We start from the raw sequence: 18997 nt of genomic DNA, 5'->3' as shown, positions 1-18997 counted from the left end.
GACGTCAGGCCCCGGCGAGCGGGGAGAGAGCACCGGCGGACGGGACGACGTGGTGGCGGCCGATGGGCAACATGAGGGGCTTCTCCGACGTCGGATCGATGATGACCTGGCTTTCGAGGCCGAACACGGCACGGACGCACTCTCGCGTCAGGACCTGTGCCGGCTCACCCGCAGCGTGCAGCGTACCGGCGGCCAATGCGATGAGATGATCCGCGTACCGGGCCGCGAGGTTGAGGTCGTGCAACACCATCACGATCGTCGTCCCGCGGGTCAGATTGAGGTCGGTGAGCAGGTCGAGCACTTCGATCTGGTGGCTGACGTCGAGGAACGTCGTCGGCTCGTCGAGCAGCAGCAGGTCCGTCTGCTGGGCCAGGGCCATCGCGATCCAGACCCGCTGCCGCTGGCCGCCGGAGAGTTCGTCGACCGAACGGTCGGCGAGGTCGGCGGTGTGTGTCGCGTCGAGGGCCGCCGCCACGGCGGCGTCGTCCTGTCTGCTCCAGCGCGAGAGCACCCGCTGGTGGGGGTTGCGCCCGCGTCCGACCAGGTCGGCCACCGTGATGCCCTCGGGCGCGGTCGGTGACTGGGGAAGCAGCCCGAGGGTACGGGCCAGTTGCTTGGCCGGCAGCCGGTGCACCTCTTTGCCGTCGAGCAGGACGTGGCCGGCGCGGGGCGCGAGCAGTCGCGACATGGAGCGCAGCAGTGTCGACTTGCCGCACGCGTTCGCGCCGACGATCGCCGTGATCTTTCCGGGTGGCACGACGAGGTCGAGTGAGGAGATGACGACGCGGTCCTTGTAGCCGAGCATGAGACTCTCGACCGCGAGCGTGTGGGTGGTGGTCACAGCGAGCCTCCCGCGCGGTTGGTCCGGATGAGCAGGTAGATGAGGTACGGGGCGCCGAGCACACCGGTCACGACACCCACCGGGTAGCGGGTGTCGAAGGCGAACTGGCCGACGAAGTCCGCGACGAGCACCAGCAGCGAGCCCACCAGGGCGGACGGCAGCAGCAGCGACCCGACCGGGCCGACGAGCCGGGCGGCGATCGGCCCGGACAGGAACGCCACGAAGGCGATCGGCCCGGTGGCCGCGGTGGCGAAGGAGATCAGGCCGACGGCCGCGACGATGACCAGGATCCGGGTGCGTTCGAGGCGGACACCGAGCGCCGCCGCGGTGTCGTCACCCAACTGCATCATCGACAGGTTGCGGGCCTGACCCAGCAGCACCGGCGCCAGGACGGCCACGGCGACGGCCACCGGAGTGACCTGCTTCCAGGTGACGCCGTTGAGGCTGCCGGTCAGCCAGCGCAACGCCTCCTGAAGGTCCCACTCGGCGGCCTGGCTCAGGACGTACGCGGTGAGGCTGTCGAGCATGGCTGCCATGCCGATGCCGATGAGCACGAGTCGGGTGCCGGCGACGCCGTCCTTGAAGGACAGCAGGTAGATGACGAGCGCCACCGCCAGCCCGACGACGATCGCGAACGCGGACACGCCCGCCTCGCCGAGGTTCAGCACCACGATCGCGAAGGCGGCGGCGGCGCTCGCGCCGGAGCTGATGCCGATCATGTCGGGGCTGGCGAGCGGGTTGCGCAGCATCGTCTGGAAGGTGACGCCGCCGAGCCCGAAGCAGGCGCCGGCCAGGACCGCGAGAACGGCGCGCGGCAGGCGGAGCGTACCGACGGTGAAGGACGCGCCGGGGACGTCCTCGCCGGAGAGCACGGCCAGGACGTCGGCGGGAGGATAGAAGGTGCGTCCCGCCATCAGCGATACGGCGAACGCCGCGACGACGAGGGCCGCGAGGACGGCGAGGACGGCCCGCCGTCGACGCGTACGGCGGACCCGGCCGTGGGTGACGGCCGTCAGAGTCGCAGTGCTCACAGCTCGCGTACCTTCTGCCGCCGGACGATGTAGATGAAGAACGGTGCGCCGATGAGCGCCGTCACGATGCCCACGTCGATCTCCGCGGGGCGGGCCACCACCCGGCCGACGACGTCGGCGGCGGTCAGCAACGACGCGCCCAGCAGCGCGGAGAACGGCAGCAGCCACCTGTGGTCGAGCCCGATGAGCAGCCGGCACACGTGCGGTACGACGAGGCCGACGAAGCCGATGGGTCCGGCGACCGCCGTGGCCGCGCCGCACAGCACCACCGATCCGGCGCCCGCGACGCCCCGCACCACGGCGACCCGCTCGCCGAGCCCGGCGGCGAGGTCGTCACCGAGGGCGAGCGAGTTCAGTGCCCGGCCGGACAGGAGACAGACCACCAGGCCCACTGCGAGAAACGGCAGTGCCTGCCGGATGCTGTCGTAGGTGGCCCCGCCGACGCCGCCGATCTGCCACGAGCGGAAGTTGCCGGCCACGTCGTTGCGGGGCAGCACGAAGGCGCTGATCAGTGACGCGAGCGCGGCGGAGGTGGCGGCGCCGGCGAGCGCGAGTTTGAGCGGCGTCGCGCCACCGCGTCCGAGGGAGCCGACTGCGTACACGAAGACGGCCGCGAGGCCCGCGCCGAGGATCGCGACCCAGAGGTAGCTGGTCGGCGAGGAGAGGCCGAACATGACCATCCCGGTGACCACGGCGAGCGACGCCCCCATGTTCACGCCCAGGATCCCGGGGTCGGCAAGCGGGTTACGGGTCACACCCTGCATCACGGCCCCGGCCAGGCCGAGCGCCGCTCCGACGGTCACGGCGAGCAGGGTGCGGGGGATCCGTTTGGTGACGGCGGCCTGTTCCATTGTGTCGTCCACGCCCTGGAACGCGGCGAGGATGTCGGACCACCCGACGCTGCGGGAACCCAGCGCCACTGATGCCGCCATGAGCGACAGCAGCACCGCGATCGCGACGAGGAACCACAGCAGTCGTACCGGCGCCGGACGCCGCACCACTGCGGCGTCCGGCACGGTACGCGTGTCGAGCGTGGTCATGACACCTTGTCGGCTGCCTTGGCGAGCATCGCGACGTAGTCGTTCAGCACGAATCCGATGGCCAGCGGGGTCGGGTTCGCGGCGGTGCCCAGCGGCGTGGCGCCGGAGAGCATGACCACCGAACCGCGCTTGATCGCGGGGATCTTCGACAGCAGCGGGTCGGCCTGTGCGGCGGCGAGGAGCTTGTCGTCACCGTAGGCGACGATGACGTCCACGTCGTTGAAGACCTGGATCTGCTCGGCGCTCTGGGTGAGGCTGAACTTGTCGGTGCCGGCGGAGAGGGTGGCGATGCTGGCCGGCACCTTCAGGCCGAGGTCGCCGAAGAACTGCGCCCGGGTGTCGTGCGTCGTGTAGAAACCGATCTTGCTCAGGTCGGTGGGGTCGATGTGCGTCATGAACATTGCCGACTTCCCCGCCAGCTGCGGGTGCTTCGCGGCGGCTTCGGTCATCTGCTTCTCGATGTCGGCGATCAGCGCGTCGCCCTCCTTGGCGAGGCCGAGGGCCTGACTCTCCAGCTTGATGGTGTCGCGCCACGCGGTGGCCCAGGGCGCCTCGGGGTAGGCGACGACCGGGGCGATCTTGCTGAGGGTGTCGTACTCCTGCTGGGTCAGGCCCGAGTACGCGGCCAGGATGACGTCCGGCTTGGTGTCGGCGACGGCCTCGAAGTTGATGCCGTCGTTCTCGTCGAACAGCACCGGGGCGGTGCCGCCGAGCGTCTTGAGCTTCTCGGCGACCCACGGCAGGACGCCGTCGCCGTCGTCGTCACCGAAGTTGGCCTTCGCCATCCCGACGGGGACGACGCCGAGGGCGAGGGGCACCTCGTGGTTGGCCCAGGCAACTGTCGCGACCCGCTTCGGCTGCTCATTGATCGTCGTGGTGCCGAGCGCGTGCTTGATCGTGACCGGGAAGGTGGCGGAACTGCCGGCGGCGGAGGCCTCATCCGGCTCGGTCGAGTCGCCACAGGCGGCGAGCGCCAATGTCGCGGCCAGGGCGACGAACCCGGCCAGGAAACGGTGTGAGCGCATGCCTCTAAACTCCATCGCTTTGTTAGGGGAGGCTAACCTAACATAACGATGTGAGTCGTTCTCGCAGCGCGGGGTCACCGGCCGATCTTGCAGGAGGAGCCGGTGATCGGAGGCGCGCACGTGCGGGCGGCCCGGACAGTCGTCCGGGCCGCCCGTGGGCCGGCGTCGAGGGGGCCGCCGACCCGTCGATCAGGTCACCGGACGCGGTCAGCCGCCGAGGCTCGCCGCGGCGGAGGCGATCGACGAGGCGAAGTAGCTCACCTGGGTGTAGACACCGGGATAGTTGGGCCGGGCGCAGCCCTGGCCCCAACTGACGATGCCGACCTGGATCCAGGCGTTGGCGGCGTCCCGGCGGAACATCGGACCGCCCGAGTCACCCTGGCAGGTGTCCACCCCGCCACTGGCGTAGCCGGCGCAGATCTCCTGCGCGGGGATGATGTCGCCGCCGTAGTAGGAGTTGCAGGTCGAGTCGCTGACGAACGGGACTGTCGCCTTGAGCAGATACCGCTGCTGGCTGCCGCCCTCCCGCGCCGCGCCCCAGCCGGCGACGGTGAAGGTGCCACTGTCGTACGCGGTGGTGGTGGCGATGTTCAGCGTGCTCAACCCGGTGACGGGGGTTGCCAGTCGGATCAGCGCCCAGTCCCGGCCGCTGCCGTTGTAGCCGGGTGCCCGGTAGACGTAGTTCGACCGGACGGTGATCCGGCTCGACGACTGGAGGTCGACAGCACCGAGGGTGGCGGTGATGCTGGTGTTGGTGCCGGTGGCGCCCACACAGTGCGCGGCCGTGAGCACCAGTCGGGGGCTGTAGAGGGCGCCACCGCAGCCCATCGAGAGCCGCACCATGAACGGGAACTCACCCTGGGCGGCGCGGCTGCCGCCGACGACGTTAGGCGTGATCGGGCTGTCGGCCGCGGCCGGGGCGGCGAGGGCGAGGCTGGCCGCGGCAAGCGCGGCGGCCACCAGGCCGGTGAGGGTACGCCAGCGAACCATGCATTCCTCCGCATCATGGCGGTACGCCTCGTGAGCGCACCTCATTCGAGATAGCCGCCATCATATTGAGGCTCATGGATTGGTTGGCTCATCTTCTCTGGGTCGTACCCCCGCGGTATGGCACCGGCCCGGCGCCGGGCCGGGCGGCCAGGTCATCGGGGCAAGGACTCCTGACCAGCCAGTACGACAAGCTCGTCGGCTCGGACCGACAATGGCGCCGCCGCCCCGTCGACCCACACCAGATAGCCCGTGGGCGGACCCGGCGCTCCCCACCTGGCGCCGACGATCGTGGCCAACGGAGTCTCGCCGGGCCCGGTGCGCAGGCGTACCCGGGTGCCCGGCGCATGTCCGTCGTCGGCGACGATGAGCAGCGCGTCGAGGATCTGCCGGACACCGGCGATCGGTAGGCCCTGCACCTCCGGCTCACCCGAGCACCCGACACGCGGCGTCATCATCGCGCGGACGTGCGCGGTCTGCCTGATCGCCTCCTGGCGGATCCGCCGGTCCGCGCCGGCTTCGGCGATGGCCAGCGCCTCCTCGATGACCGACCAGAGCACCAGCGGCTCCCGGTCGAGCAGGCGGCGGGCCTCACGGTCGACCTCGGCGCAGGCGGTGTCGAGCGCCGTGTCCTCGCCCAGCTCCGCGATCCAGGCGAGGTCCCCCACGTCGGGCAGCAGCCCTGGCGACTCGACCGCCACCACGAGGTAGACCATCGCGAGCAGGTCCTCGCGGCCCTCGCCCTGGTAGAGCGTGCCCACACCGGCGCCCGTGCGTCCCCGGCTGGGCGGGAAGCGCTCGGCGAGGTGCCGGGCGCGGCCGTCGGGAAGCACCGAGGCTCGCCGCGTGTCCGCCACCCGTTCCTGGAACGAACGCCGCTCACGGCGCTCGACAAGCAGCTGACGGTACGGGTCGAAGCCGATCGGATAGATCGTCCGCCCATAGGTGGCGAGCGTCTCGCCTGGTTGCAGACCAATCGACTCGATGTGCCGGCTGGCCACCGAGTAGGCGACGCCGGTGCGGGCCGCCTGCTCGCGGATCGCGCGCTTACGGGCACGGCCCGTGGCCGGGGTGCGGCGGGGGTTCTGGTTGGACATGGCGCCTCCGGTGCAGCCCCACGCACTCCACCGAACAGGCGGCGTGGTCGGCACGCCGGACGTCGACACGACGGCGCGGAGTCGGAGACTCTTGGCCCCAGCATGCGGTCGGGCGTGGGCCGCCACATCGGGCGCTGGCAGGCGCTCTGCCGTGGCCAGCATATCGCGAACCGCGCTGTCAGCCGCCCCCGCCCGCGCCCCGTGTCAGGCCGTGTCGGTGGTCGTGTCGGCGCGGTGTCAGCCGACCCGCGCACGCTGTGCGGCATGACAAACGACCTCATGATCGAGGCCGAGGGCCTCGTCAAGACCTTCGGGAAGACGAGGGCGCTGCGGGGCGTGGACCTCGCCGTGCCCCGGGGCACGGTGCTCGGGGTGCTCGGCCCCAACGGCGCAGGCAAGACGACCGCCGTGCGCATCCTCTCCACGCTGCTGGCCCCGGACGCCGGCACCGCCCGGATCGGCGGCTTCGACGTGGTCCGCGACGCCGAGCGGGTCCGGCAGAGCATCGGCCTCACCGGCCAGTACGCCTCGGTCGACGAGGACCTGACCGGGCGGCAGAACCTGGAGTTGTTCGGCACGCTGCTGGAGTTGGGGCGCGCCGGCGCCCGGCGGCGGGCCGCCGAACTGCTCGACTGGTTCGACCTGACCGACGCCGCGAACCGGCCGGCCAAGACGTACTCCGGCGGCATGCGGCGGCGGCTGGACCTGGCCGCCAGCCTCGTCGGCTCCCCCGACGTGATCTTCCTGGACGAGCCGACGACCGGCCTCGACCCGGCCAAGCGCGAGGACATGTGGGGCGTGGTCCGGTCGCTTGTGTCGAACGGCTCGACAGTGCTGCTCACCACGCAGTACCTGGAGGAGGCTGACGCGCTCGCCGACGCGATCACGGTGATCGACCACGGGCGGGTCATCGCGCACGACACACCCGACGGGCTCAAACGGGTGGTGGGCGGGCAGACCCTGGAGGTCCGGCCGAGCGACAGCGCGCAGCTACCCCGGATCGCGGCGATCCTGTCCGAGGTCGGCTCCGGCACGCGGGCCGACGAGATCCGCAAGGGCGTCCTCGCGGTCCCGGTCACCGACCACAAGGCCCTCACCGAGAGCGTCGCGCGCTTCGCCGCCGCAGGGATCTCGGTCACCGAACTCTCCCTGCACCTGCCGAGCCTCGACGAGGTGTTCCTCACCCTCACCGGGCGTACGGCATCCGACGACGACACCACCAACCGCACGGAGGTCGCGGCATGAGCACACTGATCGGCACCACGGGGCCGGCGCGCCCGACGGCCGTCGGCCAACCCCGCCCGTTCCGGCTCGTCCGGCACTCCTTGGCACTGACCAAGCGCAGCCTCATCAAGACCTGGCGTACGCCCGAGGCGCTCGTCGACGTCACGTTGCAGCCGGTGCTGTTCCTCGTCATCTTCGTGTACATCTTCGGCGGCGCGGTCGCCGGCTCCACCCACGACTACCTGCAGTTCCTGCTGCCCGGCATCCTGGCGCAGACCATCGCCACCGGGGCCATCGCGATCGGCGTCAACCTCAACACCGACATCGCCAAGGGCATCTTCGACCGGTTCCGGTCGCTGCCGATCCCCCGCTCAGCGCCACTTGTCGGCGCGGTGCTCGGCGACGTCGTCCGGTACGTGATCGTCACGGTCTCGACCCTCGCGATCGGCTACCTGATGGGTTTCCGGATCGACACCGGCCCGGTGCGGGCCATCGCCGGGTGTCTGCTCGCGGTGCTGTTCGCCCTGTGCCTCAGTTGGCTGCCGGTCTACGTGTCGATGAAGGTGCGCACCCCGGGTGCCGTGCAGGGTCTGATGTTCGCGCTGATCATGCCGTTGAGCTTCGCGTCGAACGTGTTCGTCAGCGCCGACACCCTGCCGGGCTGGATGCGGACGTTCGTGGACGTCAACCCGATGACCCACCTGGTCGCATCGGTACGCGGCCTGTTCCTCGGCACCCCGCTCGGCTCCCACGCGTGGTGGACCCTCGCGTGGTGCGCCGTCTTCGTGGCGCTGTTCATGCCGCTGGCGCTGCGCGCGTACCGCAGGAAGATCTGACCTCAGGCGAGCAGGTCGCCCATCAGCTCGCGGATCCGGGCGGTGGCCATGGCCACCGGCCGCTCCCGCCACGCGGTCAGCAACGGCTCACGCTGCTCCTCGTCACCGAGGGTGGCGATGAGCCGTTCGCCGTACCCGGGCGGGAAGAACGACTCGACGTGGCTGCCGAGCCGCGTGGCGAGCGCGGCCAGTTCGCGGGCCACGCCCACGTCACCGCGGTACGCCGCGAGTTCCGCGCCGCCCAGCGCCCACGCCCCGATCACCGGCAGGTCACGCGAGGCCAGCGCGTCGTCGCGGGCGAGCGCCAGCAGGGCGACCGCCTGGGAGTCGACGTCACCTGTCGACGCCTGTCGCACCTCGGCGATCCGCAGGTACAGACCGGCCAACCCGACCCGGAGCATGACGCGCGGCTGCGGTGGCGGCCCGGTCCACTCGGCGAGCGTCCGGCTCACCTCCTCGGCGTGCGCGAGCGCCTCGTCGTACCGGCCCTGCAGCCAGGCGAGGTGGGCCAGGCCGAGGCGCGCCTGGGCGACGTCGGCCTGATCGGCCTGACCCGATGTCGCGGTCTCCTGCAACCGTCGCGCCGCCTCGGGATCGCCGCTGAGGGCAAGGTGCATGTCCAGCCGCACCCGGATCGACCGCGCGTCCTGCGTGGCGCCGACGAGTTCCATGTGCCGGACGCTGCGCGCCAGCCAGTCGGCCGACCGGGCCTCCCCGGCCGGGATCAGGAACTGCCCGACGGCACCGGCCGCCATCGCCATGCCCCAGTGGTCACCGACGGCCTCGAAGCGGAGGTACGCCTGCTCGGCGTCGACGATCGACGCCTGCGGCATGCCGCCGTTCTCCCGTACGGCCGCACGGGCGAACAGGCCGAGCCCCTGCACGTACGGGTCCGGGTGCACGGCCAGCGTTGTCGCGCTCGTCAGGCTCTTGTCCAGGTCGACCCCGTCGAAGCCGGGCAACGCCGCCGCGAGCGCGGTCATCCGGGACGACATCTCAGACGGCCGCTCGGCCAGGAGTCGCCGCAGGGCCCGGTGGGCCAACCCGGCGAGGCGCAGTTCACCACTGATGCCGGCGTTCAGGCCGATCACGAGGCACATCCAGGCGAGCCGGTCGGCGTGGGGCAGCGGTCGGCCGGCGGCCTGGCCCGACTGGATCGCCGAGTGTCGCCGCCGCCGCGGGTGGTCGACGTGCAGCAGGCCCCGCGCCCAGCCGACGACCTCCAGGTGCAGGCCGCGCACCGTCCAGAGGTGGAGCAACGCGGTGGCGACGTCGACCGCGGCCGGCTCGTCGTCGTGCCCGAGCGCCCAGCGCAGGCCCGCCATCAGGTTGTCCTGCTCGGTGGCGCAGCCGTCGAGCGCCTCGATCTGGCCGGGGCCGATGAACCGCGCGCCGAGGGCGACGGCCCGCTCGCGGGCCCAGTCGACAAGGCCGGCCATCGCCCGGTCCCGCTCGCCGGCCGCGTCGAGGCGGGCTTCGCCGTACTCGCGGACCGTTTCGAGCATCCGGTAGCGGGGCGGGCTCTCGCCCTCGACGAGGGTCAGCAGGGACTGTTCGACGAGCGTCGCCAGGCCGCGCCGGACGTCGGCGCCCTGGGCGACGGCGGCTGCGAGGTCCGCGGTGAACGGCGCGGGGATGACAGCGAGCCGTTGGAGGAGCGTCTGGTCGTCGGGGGCGAGCAGTTCGCGGCTCCAGTCGACCATCGCCCACAGGCTCGCGTGGCGCTCCGGCAGGCCGCGCAGGGCGTCGTCGAGCAGTGCGAACCGGTCGGTCAACCCCGCGAGCACGTCGTCGATCGGCATGTGGCGCAGCCGTGCGGCGGCCAGTTCGAGCGCCAGCGGCAGGTTGTCGAGTCGATGGCACAGCGCGAGCGCCCGCTCGGCGTCCCAGGTGGGCACCGCGCCGCCGGCCCTGGCCCGGGACTCGATCAGCCCGAGCGCGTCGGCGTCGGGCAGGACGGACAGGCGGTGCACCGTCTCGCCGGCCAGGCCCAGCGGTGCCCGGCTCGTCGCGAGCACGGCGACCTCCGGCGAGGTGACGGCCAGCAGGTCCGCGACGACTGTGGCCGCCGCGCCGAGGACGTGCTCGCAGTTGTCCAGAACCACAAGCCCGTCGACGTCCGGCGCCACGGCGCGCAGCCGCTCCTCCGGGGCGAGCACCCGCCGTTCGAGGCCCAGGTTGCCGCCGGTGGTCGAGGTGTCCGCGCCACCGAGCACCGCGAGCACCGTGGGCAGCACCTCGTCGGGTGACCGGAGGCCGGCGAGTTCGACCACCCGTACCGGCTGCCCGGCCTCGACCGCGCGCCGCGCCACCTCGGCGGCGAGCCGCGTCTTGCCGGCGCCACCGGTCGCCACGACCGTCACCAGGGCCGCCTGGGTGAGGGCGTCCCGCACGGCCTCGACGTCCCGCTCCCGCCCCACGAGGGCCGTCACCGGCCGGCGCCACCCGGCGGGCAACCCCGGCTGCCGGGGCGTCGACGTCACGGCCGCCGGTGCGGTGAGTTCGCCACGGAGCAACGCCACGTGGACCTGGGTGATCACCGGCGCCGGGTCGGTGCCGTACCGGTCGGCCAGCTCCTCGCGGAGCCGCTCGACCACCTCCAGCGCCTCGGCCTCGCGGCCCTGCGCGGCGAGCACCCGCACGAGCAGTGCTGCGGACGGCTCGTGCGGCGGCGTACGCGCGACGAGCCGACGCAGGTCGACCTCGTCGAACGGGCCCGCACCGGCGAGCGCCGTCTGGGCGCGCAGCGCGGCGACGTCCGCGAACAGGTTCGCGTCCTCGGCGGTGTCGAGGTCCGGGACAGCGCCGAACAGGACGCGTGCCCGATCGGCAGTGTCGCGTGCGGCGTGAACGTCGCCGGACCGCAGCGCGGCGCGCGCCCGGTCGACGAGGGCGCGTGCCTCGACCGCGTCGACGGTCACCTCCTCGGCGGGCAGTCGGTAACCGCCCGGCACAGCGACCACTGGCAGCCCGAGCCGACGCGCCCTGGACACCAACGCCTGGACGGCGCCCGCGGCGTCGTCGGGTGGGCTGCCGTCCCAGACCGCGTCGACGAGCAGGCTGGTGGAGACCGCCCGCCCGCGCGCGTCGACGAGCGCGCGGACCACTGCGGCGAGCCGTTCGCCCCGGATCGGCTGCCCGTCGACAGCGAGCGGGCCGAGGATCGTGATCTGCACGGACCCAGCATCCCTCACCCTTTCGGGGGGCGTCGGCCTGGCCGGTCGCGGGAACGGCTTGACAGTTCATCATCAAGTTAGGTAAGCCTTTCCTCATGCCAGGCACCCTGACCCAGACTCTGCCCGTCGCGCCGTGGCGCTCGTTCGCCGTCACAGTGCGCGCGGTCGAGCGGCTCAGCCCCTCCTTCACGCGTGTGACGTTCACCGGGGCGGACCTCGACCGATTCGCCGACAACGGCTACGACCAGCGGATCAAGCTGGCGTTGCCGCTGCCTGGCCGGCGCGGAGTGGACCTGCCGCAGGGGCCGGACTGGTACGCCGCGTGGCGGGCCCTGCCCGAGCACCGGCGCAACCCGATTCGCACCTACACCGTGCGCGCGGTCCGTCCGCACCTGGCCGAGGTCGACGTCGACCTGGTGCTGCACGGCGACAGCGGGCCGGCGACGCGCTGGGCCCGGCGGGCGAGCGTCGGTGACGAGATCGCCCTCGTCGGCCCGGACGCCGGCTACGACGGGGACCACGGCGGCATCGAGTTCCAGCCCCCGGCGGCGGGCTGCCTGCTGCTGGCCGGCGACGAAACAGCCGTACCGGCCATCAGCGGCATCTGCGAGCGGCTCCCCCAGGACACGCGGGGCATCGTCGTGCTGGAGGTGCCTGAAGCCGGCGACGTGCTGCCGCTTGCCGCTCCGCCCGGCGTCGAGGTCCGCTGGGTGCCCCGGGGCACGGGCGGGCACGGCAGCCAACTGGTACCCGCCGTCGCCGCCGCGACGGAGGAACTGCTCACCGGCCCGTGCAGTGCGGACCAGTCGATCTCGGACGTGGACGTGGACACCGAGATCCTGTGGGAGGTCCCCGACGAGGTGCCCGCGACGCCGCTGTACGCGTGGCTGGCCGGAGAGGCCGGCGCCATCCGCGCCCTGCGCCGGCACCTCGTCGCCGAACGGGGTCTGGACCGGCGGGCTGTGGCGTTCATGGGCTACTGGCGACTCGGCCGGGCCGCCTGAGGTCGCCGACGCTCTCGCCAAGGCCCGGAGACCCCGCTATCAGGGACCTGGCGGCCGAAGCCGGGTCTGCCCTGACCAGGCGCTCTCCGGGCGGGGCCACGGAGCGCGGGATGCGTTCGACGCCGTGCGGTGCGTACAGTTTCGGGTCGGACTTGAGGTGGGCCGGCTCATCCGGCACCGGGAACGGGACGAGACACAGACGCATGACGGCGGACACACACCCGACAAACGGCAAGCACGCTATCGACCGCGTGCAGCTGGAGACCTGTCTCAGCGTCTTCGCGGCGTTGGAGGAGCTGCCTCCGGATCACCCCGACGTGCTGCGGGTGCAGCGGGCCACCGCGCGCCTCTACAAGGTGATCAAGCAGCGTCGGCGCGAGGAGCGGCGTGACGCCATCCTGGCCGCCGACCGGGCGGTGACGGAGGCCACCGCCACCGGCGCCCCCGGCCGGATCGACGACGAGACCCAGGGCATCCCGCTCGCGTCTCCCACCGTCGGCGCCACGGCAGGCGTCCTGCACAACCCGCGCGGCTGTTACGTCTGCAAGCAGCGCTACCGCGAGGTGGACGCCTTCTACCACCAGCTCTGCCCGTCCTGCGCCGCGCTCAACAGGCAGCGTCGGGACGCCCGCACCGACCTGACCGGCCGCCGCGCGCTGCTCACCGGCGGCCGGGCCAAGATCGGCATGTACATCGCGCTGCGGCTGCTGCGCGACGGCGCGCACACGACGGTGACCACGCGGTTCCCGCACGACGCGGTCCGCCGGTTCGCGGCGATGCCGGACAGCGCGGACTGGCTGCACCGCCTGCGGATCGTCGGCATCGACCTGCGCGACCCCGCGCAGGTGATCGCCCTGGCCGACTCGGTCAGCAGCCAGGGCCCCCTCGACATCCTCATCAACAACGCGGCGCAGACCGTTCGTCGTTCCCCCGGGGCGTACGCGCAGCTCGTCGCCGCGGAGGCCGCGGCCCTGCCGGACGGTCCGCTGCCGGAGCTGATCACGTTCGCCAAGCCGGGCGGCAGCCCGGCCGGGAGCCTGACCGCCGCCGCGGAGTCGACAGCGCTCACCCCGCACGCGCTCACCGCGCTGGCGTTGACGAGTGGCTCCGCCTCCCCGGAGCGGATCGCGGCGTCCACCGCCATCGACGCGGGCGGCCTGGTGCCGGACCTCGACTCGGTGAACAGCTGGGTGCAGCGGGTGCACGAGGTCGACCCGGTGGAGCTGCTCGAGGTGCAGTTGTGCAACGTGACAGCGCCGTTCGTGCTGGTCAGCAGACTGCGACCGGCGATGGCAGCGGCGACGGCCCGACGCAAGTACATAGTGAACGTCTCGGCCATGGAGGGCCAGTTCGGGCGCGGCTACAAGGGCCCCGGGCATCCGCACACCAACATGGCCAAGGCCGCGCTGAACATGCTGACCCGCACCAGCGCCGAGGAGATGCTCACCGACGGCATCCTGATGACGAGCGTCGACACCGGGTGGATCACCGACGAGCGGCCCCACCCGACGAAGATGCGGCTGGCCGACGAGGGCTTCCACGCCCCGCTGGACCTTGTCGACGGCGCCGCCCGGGTGTACGACCCGATCGTGCGCGGCGAGCAGGGTGAGGACCTGTACGGCTGCTTCCTGAAGGACTACGCGCCCTGCGCCTGGTGATCCACGTTCCGACCCGTACGACGAGGAGTAGGCAGATGACATCCGACCAGGACGCGTGGCCCACGCTTGACGAGCTGGTACGCGAGGAGGCGGAGCTGGAACTGACAGGCCTGTCCGAGACCGACGCGTACGAGCTGGGCATGCGTGCCGTCACCGCCGCGAGCGAGCGGGGACTCCCGGTGGCGATCGGTGTGTGGCGTGCCGGACGTCAGCTGTTCCACTGCGGCCTGCCCGGCTCGACGCGGGACAACGACGCGTGGCTGCGCCGCAAGGGGCGGGTGGTGCTGCGGTTCGAGCGCTCGTCGCTGTACATGGCCCGCCTCTGCCGGGACAAGGACGTGACGTTGACGCAGAAGTACGGCCTACCGGCCGCCCGGTACGCGGCAGCCGGCGGCGCGGTGCCGTTGCGGGTGCGGGGCACCGGCGTCGTCGGCTGGATGGGCGTGTCCGGGCTTCCGCAGCTGGACGACCACCGCTTCGTGGTGGACATCCTCCGCGACACCCCGCGCTGACCGACGACGACGGCGACCCAAGCGCCCGAGCACGGTCAGCGTGCGCGTCGGTTCGCGCGTATCGCCCCCAGGATCACACCAGGCGTGGCGAGTGAGAGCGGGTGCTCCTGCATGGAGACGACGTCGTTGAACCGCCGCGCGGTCTCCACGTCCGTGATTGTCGCCGCGATGATCTGCCGGCTGACCCAGCTGGAGATGCGGTAGCCGCGCGGGTACGGCCCGTCGAAGTGCGGCAGCGCCAGGTCGGCCGAGGTCGACGTCGACCAGGCGGCGTCGACCACCACCTTCTGCAGGGCGAGGAAGTGGCGGGCGGGGGTGGTCAGGTCGGGGTTGGAGCGTAGGTACGCCGACAGGCAGGCCGCGTGCAGTGCCGCCGCCGTCATGCCCTGCCCGTAGACCGGGTTGAACGAGGCGACGGCGTCACCGACGCTGACGAGCCGCGCCGGACAGCGCCGCAGCGCGTGGAAGTCCCGACGCCGGCTGTCGGAATGGTGGTAGGTCTGCACGTCGCCGAGCATCTCGTTGGCGGTGACCTCGCCGAACTCCGGCGGGAACTGCTCCCGTAGCCGACGGACGAAGTCCTCGGCGGTGCGCCCCGGACGGTCGTCTCCGTAGCCGGCCAACATGGCCATCCACCGGCCGTCCTCGATGGCGAAGAATGCCGCGCCCGCCACGTCCGTCATCGTCGCCGGGGTGTGCAGCGCCAGGACGACCTTCGCCGGTGGGTCCTGCTCGGGCCGCCGGAACAGGGCTGTCGCATAGTTCAGGTGCACGGGCATCCGCCGCGTCGCGGGCCGCTCCCAGCCGGCGCGCTCCAACCAGTCGGAGAGCCGGCTCGACCGCCCCATGGCGTCCACCACCAGGTCACCACCCTCGACGCCGGGCACCCCGCCGATGTCGCAGCGGACACCGGTGACCGCCTCGCCCTCGATAACGAGGCCCGTGGCGCGGGCGGTGAAGGTCTTGACGTTGGGCAGGCGCAGCACGTGCTGGCGGATCAGCCCCTCCAACAGGGGTCGGCTGCCCGCCAGGCTGTCGGCGTCGTCGGGGACGACCACCTTGAGGCGGCCGTCGAGGTAGCTGCGCCGGGTGGCCGGGGGCGCCTCGATAGCGCCGTGGGCGATCGCCTGCTTCCGGAAGCCGGGAAACAGTCGCTCGAGCTGGGACAGGCCGCCGGGCAGCAGCGCGTGCAGCTGCGTCCCCTGTGGCACGCCGGGCCGCGCGCCGCTGATCTGCGGGTCGTCCCGGTCGATGATGAGCACGCTCTCCGCGTAATCGGACAGGACCCGGGCGGCCAGCAGACCGGCGACACTGCCGCCGAGCACTACTGCCTTACCCAGGACCGGGGAGGGCTGGTCGGGGGGTCGCACTGCGTTCAGCGCGGCGAAGGCCCGGATGGCGGAGCGGGGCATCGTGCTCTCCAAAAGGGGTACGAAGGGCGTGGCCCTCCCCCGTGTCTGCCAGCGGACGGGGCGCAGGCAGAGCGGTGGTCGGGTCGCTGGCGTGACTCCCGTCGATCGTCGCACAACCGGCGTACGCCCACTGACCGTGTCCACCTGGTGACAACCGGGACGCCCGGGCGGGTGCCGGTTGTCGACGTTCGGGTGGGTCGATTGAAATGCGCCCTGACCTGCTGTCAGGATCTCCGGCATGCCCGTGGCTCGTCGTACTCTGCTCGGGGCCGGACTGGCCGCCGCGACCTCCGCCCTGGCCGGCTGCGGCGACAAGGGCTCGTCGGCGCCCGGTCTTGCCGAATCCGGCGACGCGGTGACCGCTACCGACGCGGCCGGAAACCGGGTGGGCTTCGGCTCGGCGGTGGCGCCGTCCGGCTCGCCGAGCGCCACCGCGTCTCCCAGCGGCGGTGCCGCGCCGGCTGGTCAGGCCCGGTACGCGCAGGACGTGACGGCGCTGCTCCGCAAGCAGCTGCCCGCCACCGGTCAGACCGTCCAGCACAAGGGCTTCCCCGGTGCCGTCGCGGTCGTCCTCGTGGACGGGAAGACGACGGTCCACACAGCTGTCGGGGAGGCGCTGCGCTACGGCGCTGGACCGAAGCTCCTTCCGCCGGGCCAGCGCGTCGCGATGCGTCCCGACTCCATCTTCGATCTCGCCTCGGTCACGAAGGTGTACACGGCGATCCTGCTGCTCCAGCAGGTCGACAAGGGACGCGTCGACCTGGACGCCCCGGTCCGCGACCTCCTGCCCGCCTTCACCGGGGCGGGCAAGGAGCGGATCACTGTCGAGATGCTGCTCACCCACACCAGCGGCCTGCCGGTCGGCGCGAAGGTCACCGGTCTGCCCGACAACGCGGCCCGGTGGAACGCCGTGCTCACCACGGGGCTGGTCTCCGGTGCCGTGCCCGGCGACACGTTCCGCTATTCGAGCGTCGGACTCATGGTCGCCGGCAGGATCGTCGAGAAGGTCACCGGTCAGCGGCTCGACCAGGCGCTCAAGAGCAACCTCACCGGCCCGCTCGGCCTGCGCGACACCGGCTTCAACCCCAGCACCTGGCTGTCGGGCAGTGCGCGGGCCAGCCGACTGGTCGCCACCGACGCCCGCTCGTCGCGAGGGCTGCTGCGGGGCACCGTCCACGACGACGTCGCCAACCACCTCGGCGGCGTCGCCGGTCACGCGGGCATCTTCGCCAGCGCCACCGACCTCGCGGTCATCGGTCAGATGCTCCTGAACGGGGGCACCTACCAGGGCAGGCGGATCCTCGCCGCGGCGACGGTGCGCCGGATGCTCAGCAACCAGAACGCGGGGATTCCCGCCGTCGACCCCGAGCGTCCCAACCGGACCGCCGCGCACGGCCTCGGGGTCGTCCTCGACCAGCGTTGGTTCATGGGGCGGCTCGCGGCAGCTCGGACCTTCGGCCACACCGGCTTCGCCGGCCCCTCGTTGCTTGTCGACCCCGGCCGGCGGCTCGTGCTGGCCCTGCTCACCAACCGCGCGCACCCCAACTGGAGTTGGGCGAACCCCGATCCGGTCCGGGCCGCGGTGGGCGACCTGCTCGCCAGAGAGGTCAATTGATCGCCTCCACCGCGACCGATGCCCGGCCGGAAGGTGTGGACCGTCGCGCCGCGCCCTGACACGATACTTGCGCTAGCAGTGCAAATACTTCGTCCGTCAAGGTGGAGGATCCATGCACACACCCCTCCGGAGACTGCTCTCCGTGGCGGCCGGGCTCGCCCTCGCGGTCAGCCTGTCAGTCGTCCCCGCCCCGCGCGCCGCCGAAGCCGCCGCCCCACCGACGTACCGCCCGGTGATCTTCGTGCACGGCAGCGCCGGGTCGGCCACGCAGTTCCAGTCCCAGGCCAAACGCCTGGCCAGCAACGGCTACCCGATCGAGATCATCGAAGCCCACGAGTACGACTCGCCGAACATCGCGACGATCCTGCCCCAGGTGTACGCGGGACTCGACGCACGGATCTCCCGCCTCCTGGCCGCGACCGGCGCGGACAAGGTCGACCTGATCGCGCACTCCCTCGGCACCTTCGTCACACAGGGCTACCTCACCAGCTCTCCAGCGCGGGCCGCCCGGGTCGCGCACTACGTCAACCTGGACGGACGCACCGCGGCCTCCCCGCCGGGCGGTGTACCCACCCTCGCCATCTGGGGTGAGGGCGACCCGGCCCGCACCGTCGTCGGCGCGACGAACGTCCACCTCCCCGAGCAGTCCCACACGCAGACCGTGTCGTCGACGGAGTCGTTCGGCGAGATTTACCGGTTCCTGCGCGGTCGCGCGCCCCACACGACACGGATCGTGCCCCAACTCCTCGGCACCGCCCGGGTCTCCGGGCGCGCGGTGCTCTTTCCGAGCAACGCCGGCGTCACCGACGCGACACTCGAGGTCTACCCGGTCAGCCACCTCACCGGCGGCCGGCTGTCGTCCCGGCCGACGCATCGGGTGACGCTTGCCGGCGACGGCTCGTTCGGGCCGTTCCCGGTCCTCGCCACGGCCCGCTACGAGTTCGCGGTCGTCCGCTCCGGCGCTCCGACGCACCACTTCTACTTCCAGCCGTTCCTTCGCTCGGATTCGTTCGTACGCCTGGCCACAAGCGTGCCGGGCGAGGGTCTCGGCGCGCTTGTCGACACCAGCGACAGGCACACGGCGCTGACGATCCAACGCCAGAAGGAGTGGTGGGGCGACCAGGGCGACGGTGGCGACAAGCTCTGGATCAACGGCAGGGACGTCCTCAACCCCGCGAACACGCCACGCCTCAAGAGGACGATCGCCCTGTTCGCCTTCGACGACGACAGCGACGGGGTGACCGACCTGACCGCCCCGTTGCCGGAGTTCTTCAGTCAGACCTTCATCACCGGCATGGACGTGTTCATCCCTGCGACCCCGGCGAACCTCGGCGTCGTACGCGTCACAGTGGGTCAGCGCGGCGGCGGGTACGACGTGGTCAACGTGCCCAACTGGAAGTCGAGCGCCCATCGGGTGACGATCAACGTCGACGACTTCTGACCGCTCGTCGGAGGGCCCGGCCACCTCAGCTCGTGACGGTGGCCGGGCCCTTCTGCGTGACCGGGCCCAGTCTCGCTGCCGACGCGACACGCCTGACC

At 72.0% G+C, this 18997-nt stretch carries 15 protein-coding genes; 7 read left to right on the top strand and 8 right to left on the bottom strand.

What is annotated here, in order from left to right:
- Window positions 1-4: 4 nt before the first annotated feature.
- From ACPXB1_RS13680 to ACPXB1_RS13655, 6 genes are all read right to left on the bottom strand, one after another.
- The gene (locus ACPXB1_RS13680) at window positions 5-841 is read right to left on the bottom strand and encodes an ABC transporter ATP-binding protein (protein ID WP_355591639.1); all 837 of its coding nucleotides are present in this window, start codon (window positions 839-841) and stop codon (window positions 5-7) included.
- Window positions 838-1872: a FecCD family ABC transporter permease gene (locus ACPXB1_RS13675; protein ID WP_355630090.1), complete on the bottom strand. Its 1035-nt coding sequence runs from the start codon at window positions 1870-1872 to the stop codon at window positions 838-840. The genes ACPXB1_RS13680 and ACPXB1_RS13675 overlap by 4 nt, the downstream gene beginning before the upstream one ends.
- Window positions 1869-2912 carry a FecCD family ABC transporter permease gene (locus ACPXB1_RS13670; protein ID WP_355591645.1) on the bottom strand — a complete coding sequence of 348 codons (1044 nt, stop codon included), beginning with the start codon at window positions 2910-2912 and terminating at the stop codon, window positions 1869-1871. The genes ACPXB1_RS13675 and ACPXB1_RS13670 overlap by 4 nt, the downstream gene beginning before the upstream one ends.
- Window positions 2909-3937 carry an iron-siderophore ABC transporter substrate-binding protein gene (locus tag ACPXB1_RS13665; RefSeq protein WP_355591648.1) on the bottom strand — a complete coding sequence of 343 codons (1029 nt, stop codon included), beginning with the start codon at window positions 3935-3937 and terminating at the stop codon, window positions 2909-2911. The genes ACPXB1_RS13670 and ACPXB1_RS13665 overlap by 4 nt, the downstream gene beginning before the upstream one ends.
- 207 nt (window positions 3938-4144) lie before the next feature.
- The gene (locus ACPXB1_RS13660; protein WP_355591651.1) at window positions 4145-4927 is read right to left on the bottom strand and encodes a S1 family peptidase; all 783 of its coding nucleotides are present in this window, start codon (window positions 4925-4927) and stop codon (window positions 4145-4147) included.
- A 152-nt stretch (window positions 4928-5079) separates the two neighbouring features.
- The gene (locus ACPXB1_RS13655) at window positions 5080-6021 is read right to left on the bottom strand and encodes a hypothetical protein (RefSeq protein WP_355630087.1); all 942 of its coding nucleotides are present in this window, start codon (window positions 6019-6021) and stop codon (window positions 5080-5082) included.
- Window positions 6022-6285: 264 nt separating this feature from the next.
- Between ACPXB1_RS13655 and ACPXB1_RS13650 the strand changes: the two genes are divergently transcribed.
- Together ACPXB1_RS13650 and ACPXB1_RS13645 are read left to right on the top strand one after the other, a co-directional pair.
- Window positions 6286-7266 (top strand): ATP-binding cassette domain-containing protein, encoded by a 981-nt coding sequence (locus ACPXB1_RS13650; RefSeq protein WP_355630084.1) that lies wholly within the window; start codon window positions 6286-6288, stop codon window positions 7264-7266.
- Window positions 7263-8081, top strand: a complete 819-nt coding sequence (locus ACPXB1_RS13645; RefSeq protein WP_355591660.1) for an ABC transporter permease — start codon at window positions 7263-7265, stop codon at window positions 8079-8081. Before ACPXB1_RS13650 ends, ACPXB1_RS13645 begins: the two co-directional genes overlap by 4 nt.
- A gap of 2 nt (window positions 8082-8083) precedes the next feature.
- On the opposite strand, the gene ACPXB1_RS13640 is transcribed toward ACPXB1_RS13645, so the two are convergent.
- Entirely contained in the window at window positions 8084-11257 is a 3174-nt protein-coding gene (locus ACPXB1_RS13640; RefSeq protein ID WP_425735361.1) for a BTAD domain-containing putative transcriptional regulator, read from the bottom strand.
- A 107-nt stretch (window positions 11258-11364) separates the two neighbouring features.
- Here ACPXB1_RS13640 and ACPXB1_RS13635 point away from each other — a divergent pair, with 107 nt between their 5' ends.
- The 3 genes from ACPXB1_RS13635 (at window position 11365) to ACPXB1_RS13625 (ending at window position 14431) form a co-directional block, all read left to right on the top strand.
- A complete protein-coding gene (locus ACPXB1_RS13635; protein ID WP_355630118.1) occupies window positions 11365-12261 on the top strand; it encodes a siderophore-interacting protein in 897 nt (298 codons plus the stop codon).
- Window positions 12262-12464: 203 nt separating this feature from the next.
- A complete protein-coding gene (locus tag ACPXB1_RS13630; protein WP_355630078.1) occupies window positions 12465-13919 on the top strand; it encodes an SDR family NAD(P)-dependent oxidoreductase in 1455 nt (484 codons plus the stop codon).
- Window positions 13920-13954: 35 nt separating this feature from the next.
- Entirely contained in the window at window positions 13955-14431 is a 477-nt protein-coding gene (locus ACPXB1_RS13625; protein WP_425735360.1) for a heme-degrading domain-containing protein, read from the top strand.
- A 35-nt stretch (window positions 14432-14466) separates the two neighbouring features.
- Here the strand turns inward: ACPXB1_RS13625 and ACPXB1_RS13620 are convergent, their stop codons facing one another.
- Window positions 14467-15843, bottom strand: a complete 1377-nt coding sequence (locus ACPXB1_RS13620) for an FAD-dependent oxidoreductase (RefSeq protein ID WP_355630072.1) — start codon at window positions 15841-15843, stop codon at window positions 14467-14469.
- 238 nt (window positions 15844-16081) lie between these two features.
- On the opposite strand from ACPXB1_RS13620, the gene ACPXB1_RS13615 reads away from it, so the two are divergent.
- Window positions 16082-17458, top strand: a complete 1377-nt coding sequence (locus ACPXB1_RS13615; protein ID WP_425735359.1) for a serine hydrolase domain-containing protein — start codon at window positions 16082-16084, stop codon at window positions 17456-17458.
- Between the two features lie 112 nt (window positions 17459-17570).
- Entirely contained in the window at window positions 17571-18899 is a 1329-nt protein-coding gene (locus ACPXB1_RS13610; protein ID WP_425735358.1) for an alpha/beta hydrolase, read from the top strand.
- The last annotated feature ends 98 nt before the right edge of the window (window positions 18900-18997 follow it).

Source organism: Micromonospora sp. DT68 (assembly GCF_049847245.1).
Lineage (GTDB): Bacteria > Actinomycetota > Actinomycetes > Mycobacteriales > Micromonosporaceae > Micromonospora > Micromonospora profundi.
This window is presented reverse-complemented; position numbering and strand designations above follow the sequence as displayed.

Bases quoted from the DNA above. Each gene is read 5' to 3' on its own strand.
- ACPXB1_RS13670 (WP_355591645.1), bottom strand. From the start codon at position 2,912: ATGACCACGCTCGACACGCGTACCGTGCCGGACGCCGCAGTGGTGCGG.
- ACPXB1_RS13660 (WP_355591651.1), bottom strand. From the start codon at position 4,927: ATGGTTCGCTGGCGTACCCTCACCGGCCTGGTGGCCGCCGCGCTTGCC.
- ACPXB1_RS13630 (WP_355630078.1), top strand. From the start codon at position 12,465: ATGACGGCGGACACACACCCGACAAACGGCAAGCACGCTATCGACCGC.
- ACPXB1_RS13650 (WP_355630084.1), top strand. From the start codon at position 6,286: ATGACAAACGACCTCATGATCGAGGCCGAGGGCCTCGTCAAGACCTTC.
- ACPXB1_RS13655 (WP_355630087.1), bottom strand. From the start codon at position 6,021: ATGTCCAACCAGAACCCCCGCCGCACCCCGGCCACGGGCCGTGCCCGT.
- ACPXB1_RS13615 (WP_425735359.1), top strand. From the start codon at position 16,082: ATGCCCGTGGCTCGTCGTACTCTGCTCGGGGCCGGACTGGCCGCCGCG.
- ACPXB1_RS13620 (WP_355630072.1), bottom strand. From the start codon at position 15,843: ATGCCCCGCTCCGCCATCCGGGCCTTCGCCGCGCTGAACGCAGTGCGA.
- ACPXB1_RS13610 (WP_425735358.1), top strand. From the start codon at position 17,571: ATGCACACACCCCTCCGGAGACTGCTCTCCGTGGCGGCCGGGCTCGCC.
- ACPXB1_RS13665 (WP_355591648.1), bottom strand. From the start codon at position 3,937: ATGCGCTCACACCGTTTCCTGGCCGGGTTCGTCGCCCTGGCCGCGACA.
- ACPXB1_RS13645 (WP_355591660.1), top strand. From the start codon at position 7,263: ATGAGCACACTGATCGGCACCACGGGGCCGGCGCGCCCGACGGCCGTC.
- ACPXB1_RS13625 (WP_425735360.1), top strand. From the start codon at position 13,955: ATGACATCCGACCAGGACGCGTGGCCCACGCTTGACGAGCTGGTACGC.